We start from the raw sequence: 5150 nt of genomic DNA on the forward strand, positions 1-5150 counted from the left end.
TCCGGAGGCTTCAATCAAAACGGCGGCTACCTACTCTCCCACTGTGACGCAGTACCATCGGCGTGACAAGGCTTAACTTCTCTGTTCGGAATGGGAAGAGGTGGAACCCTTGTGCTATAGCCACCTGAATAAGGTTGACATATTGTTGAGCTGTTATCGTAATTTCATTCTGTAGTAAAAACCAAAGGTATACACCATCCGACATATAAAGAAAGTGAACGGGCAATTAGTAATGCTCGGCTTTGATGTCTCCATCTTTACACCTGCATCCTATCAACGTCGTAGTCTACAACGACCCTGAGAAATCTAATCTTGTGGCCGGCTTCGTACTTAGATGCTTTCAGCACTTATCCGATCCAGACTTAGATACCCGGCAATGCACCTGGCGGCACAACCGGCAAACCAGAGGTCTGTCCAACACGGTCCTCTCGTACTAGTGTCAGAGCCACGCAAATTTCATGCGCCCACGATAGATAGAGACCGAACTGTCTCACGACGTTCTGAACCCAGCTCGCGTGCCACTTTAATGGGCGAACAGCCCAACCCTTGGGACCTTCTCCAGCCCCAGGATGTGACGAGCCGACATCGAGGTGCCAAACCACTCCGTCGATATGAGCTCTTGGGAGGGATCAGCCTGTTATCCCCGGAGTACCTTTTATCCTTTGAGCGATGTCCCTTCCATACGGAAACACCGGATCACTATGCTCTAGTTTCCTACCTGATCGACTTGTCAGTCTCCCAGTCAAGCGCCCTTATGCCATTACACTCTAAGGCCGGTTACCAATCGGCCGGAGGGCACCTTTAGAAGCCTCCGTTACGCTTTTGGAGGCGACCACCCCAGTCAAACTACCCACCAATCAATGTCCCCGTTCCACGGGTTAGAATCCAAACAAATAAAGGGTCGTATTTCAACAGCGGCTCCACAAATACTGGCGTACCTGCTTCAAAGCCTCCGACCTATCCTACACATCACGTGCCCAGATTCAATGATAAGCTATAGTAAAGGTTCACGGGGTCTTTTCGTCCCATCGCGGGTAATCGGCATCTTCACCGATACTACAATTTCACTGAGCTCACGGTTGAGACAGCGTCCAGATCATTACACCATTCGTGCAGGTCGGAACTTACCCGACAAGGAATTTCGCTACCTTAGGACCGTTATAGTTACGGCCGCCGTTTACTGGGGCTTCAATTCAACGCTTCTCTTATCGATGACATCTCCTCTTAACCTTCCAGCACCGGGCAGGTGTCAGGCTGTATACTGGATCTTTCGATTTGGCACAGCCCTGTGTTTTTGTTAAACAGTTGCCTGGACCGATTCTCTGCGCCCTCCCATAAAAGGGTAGGGACCCTTTATCCCGAAGTTACAGGGTCAGTTTGCCTAGTTCCTTAACCGTGAATCACTCAAGCGCCTTAGAATATTCATCCCGACTACGTGTGTCCGTTTGCGGTACGGGTACCTGCAGGATTAAGTTTAGCGGATTTTCTCGGCAGCATGCTTACGCGCACTATTGCCTTGTCCCGAAGGACGCGGCATACTATCAGGTTCGGATCTCATGGTGGATTTGCCTGCCATGATCGACTCCTACACCCTTCAACCATCTATTCCGTCAGATGGCGGCACTGTCACTACTGCGTCTCCACGTCACTCCTGAAGGTAGTAACGGAATATTAACCGTTTCTGCCATCGGCATCGCCGTTCGGCTGAGCCTTAGGACCCGACTGACCCTGATCCGATTAGCGTTGATCAGGAAACCTTAGTCTTTCGGCGAGGGGGTTTCCCGCCCCCTTTATCGTTACTTATACCTACATTTGCTTTTCCAGACGCTCCAGAATACCTCACGGTACGCCTTCGACGCTGACTGGAATGCTCCCCTACCGATCATATCAATGATCCCACTGCTTCGGTAGACAACTTGATACCCGATTATTATCCACGCCCGACTCCTCGACTAGTGAGCTGTTACGCACTCTTTAAATGAATGGCTGCTTCCAAGCCAACATCCTAGCTGTCTTAGCAGTCAGACTTCGTTAGTTTAACTTAGCTGTCATTTCGGGACCTTAGCAGGTGGTCCGGATTCTTCTCCTCTCGGGCACGGACCTTAGCACCCATGCCCTCACTCCTGCGGTAGAACTGATGCGCATTCGGAGTTTGTCAAGACTTGATAGGCGGTGAAGCCCTCGCATCTTATCAGTCGCTCTACCTCACATCAGTAACCCGCAAGGCTGCACCTAAATGCATTTCGGGGAGTACGAGCTATCTCCAAGTTTGATTAGCCTTTCACCCCTACCCTCAGCTCATCCAGAAGCTTTTCAACGCTTATTGGTGCGGTCCTCCAGCTGGTGTTACCCAGCCTTCAACCTGGCCAAGGGTAGATCACTTGGTTTCGCGTCTGCCACTGCCGACTATACGCCCTGTTCAGACTCGCTTTCGCTTCGGATACGTGTGTCGTCACACTTAACCTTGCCGGCAAAGGCAACTCGTAGGTTCATTATGCAAAAGGCACGCCGTCACTCATTAACGAGCTCCGACCGCTTGTAGGCGCACGGTTTCAGGAACTATTTCACTCTTCTGTTCGAAGTGCTTTTCACCTTTCCCTCACGGTACTGGTTCGCTATCGGTCTCTCGGGAGTATTTAGCCTTACCGGATGGTCCCGGCAGATTCACGCAGAATTCCTCGTGCTCCGCGCTACTCAGGATACTACTATGCTTCGACAACATTCGAATACGCAACTGTCATGCTCTATGGTCTTTCTTTCCAGAAAGTTCTTCTCTGATGTCTTCATGCAATGACGTAGTCCTACAACCCCACCCATGCCGTAACATGGATGGTTTGGGCTGTTCCCCGTTCGCTCGCCACTACTGGGGGAATCATTGTTTATTTTCTTTTCCTGCAGGTACTAAGATGTTTCAGTTCCCTGCGTTAGCCTCCAACAACGTTGGATAATACCTCTTCAAGATATTGGGTTGTCCCATTCGGAAATCTCTGGATCAAAGGTCATTTGCACCTCCCCAAAGCTTATCGCAGCTTATCACGTCCTTCATCGCCTCCGAGAGCCAAGGCATCCGCCATGCGCCCTTTTTTACTTTCTTTATTCATTCACTCACACAACGGTTCTTGCGTTCCGTTGGTAGCGGGATGATATATACTTTCAGCTCTTTACTACTAAAATTACTGTTTGCTTGTACAATATGTCATAGATCGTTCATCTTCGTTTCTTACGTTTCCGATGGAGTGGAGAATAACGGATTCGAACCGTTGACCCTCTGCGTGCAAGGCAGATGCTCTAGCCAGCTGAGCTAATCCCCCGAACTTGATTCCGTTCGTAGTCCCAGGCAGAGTTGAACTGCCGACCTCTACATTATCAGTGTAGCGCTCTAACCAACTGAGCTATAGGACTAAGTTCAACCTAGTCTGTTTGATTAGACCCGGCTTCTTACTTTCTCTCTTCCGTATCATTACGGAATCATATCTTGAATAAACAACACCAGCAGTACAAGAACAAAAACCTTATCGATCTTTCGTCCTCTCCAGAAAGGAGGTGTTCCAGCCGCACCTTCCGGTACGGCTACCTTGTTACGACTTAGCCCCAGTCACCAGTTTTACCCTAGGGCGCTCCTCGCGGTTACGCACTTCAGGTACCCCCGGCTCCCATGGCTTGACGGGCGGTGTGTACAAGGCCCGGGAACGTATTCACCGCGCCGTGGCTGATGCGCGATTACTAGCGAATCCAGCTTCGTGGAGTCGGGTTGCAGACTCCAGTCCGAACTGAGAGAGGTTTTTGGGATTGGCATCCACTCGCGTGGTAGCGGCCCTCTGTACCCCCCATTGTAACACGTGTGTAGCCCCGGACGTAAGGGCCGTGCTGATTTGACGTCATCCCCACCTTCCTCACATCTTACGATGGCAGTCTTGTCAGAGTCCTCAGCGAAACCTGTTAGTAACTGACAACAAGGGTTGCGCTCGTTATGGCACTTAAGCCGACACCTCACGGCACGAGCTGACGACAACCATGCAGCACCTTCACAGATGCCTTGCGGCTTACGGCTTTCACCGTAATTCATCTGCAATTTAAGCCCGGGTAAGGTTCCTCGCGTATCATCGAATTAAACCACATGTTCCTCCGCTTGTGCGGGCCCCCGTCAATTCCTTTGAGTTTCACCGTTGCCGGCGTACTCCCCAGGTGGAATACTTAACGCTTTCGCTTGGCCGCTTGCTGTATATCGCAAACAGCGAGTATTCATCGTTTACCGTGTGGACTACCAGGGTATCTAATCCTGTTTGATACCCACACTTTCGAGCCTCAATGTCAGTTGCAGCTTAGCAGGCTGCCTTCGCAATCGGAGTTCTTCGTGATATCTAAGCATTTCACCGCTACACCACGAATTCCGCCTGCCTCAACTGCACTCAAGATATCCAGTATCAACTGCAATTTTACGGTTGAGCCGCAAACTTTCACAACTGACTTAAACATCCATCTACGCTCCCTTTAAACCCAATAAATCCGGATAACGCTCGGATCCTCCGTATTACCGCGGCTGCTGGCACGGAGTTAGCCGATCCTTATTCATAAAGTACATGCAAACGGGTATACATACCCGACTTTATTCCTTTATAAAAGAAGTTTACAACCCATAGGGCAGTCATCCTTCACGCTACTTGGCTGGTTCAGGCCTGCGCCCATTGACCAATATTCCTCACTGCTGCCTCCCGTAGGAGTTTGGACCGTGTCTCAGTTCCAATGTGGGGGACCTTCCTCTCAGAACCCCTATCCATCGAAGACTAGGTGGGCCGTTACCCCGCCTACTATCTAATGGAACGCATCCCCATCGTCTACCGGAATACCTTTAATCATGTGAACATGCGGACTCATGATGCCATCTTGTATTAATCTTCCTTTCAGAAGGCTGTCCAAGAGTAGACGGCAGGTTGGATACGTGTTACTCACCCGTGCGCCGGTCGCCATCGGCCTTAGCAAGCTAAGACCATGCTGCCCCTCGACTTGCATGTGTTAAGCCTGTAGCTAGCGTTCATCCTGAGCCAGGATCAAACTCTTCATTGTAATAATATCTTTTCCAACTATTCAGTTGATAATCTGCTCAAGGATTCCAAATCTATCAATATCAATATTGACGGTTCTTGTTTTTT

General features: G+C 50.1%; 2 tRNA genes and 3 rRNA genes. All 5 read right to left on the reverse strand.

Annotated elements, in window-relative coordinates:
• Window positions 1-17 precede the first annotated feature (17 nt).
• Window positions 18-128, reverse strand: a 5S ribosomal RNA gene (gene rrf, locus RE317_RS20735).
• Between the two features lie 78 nt (window positions 129-206).
• A 23S ribosomal RNA gene (locus RE317_RS20740) occupies window positions 207-3094 on the reverse strand.
• Between the two features lie 143 nt (window positions 3095-3237).
• Window positions 3238-3311 (reverse strand) — tRNA-Ala (locus tag RE317_RS20745).
• A gap of 17 nt (window positions 3312-3328) precedes the next feature.
• Window positions 3329-3402: transfer RNA gene (locus tag RE317_RS20750), tRNA-Ile, on the reverse strand.
• Window positions 3403-3536: 134 nt separating this feature from the next.
• Window positions 3537-5064 (reverse strand): 16S ribosomal RNA (locus tag RE317_RS20755).
• The 16S, 23S and 5S rRNA genes sit together here with 2 tRNA genes alongside, the layout of an rRNA operon.
• Window positions 5065-5150: the final 86 nt, after the last annotated feature.

Origin of the sequence: Phocaeicola sp. GP0067 (assembly GCF_031119655.1) — a bacterium.
Lineage (GTDB): Bacteria > Bacteroidota > Bacteroidia > Bacteroidales > Bacteroidaceae > Phocaeicola > Phocaeicola vulgatus.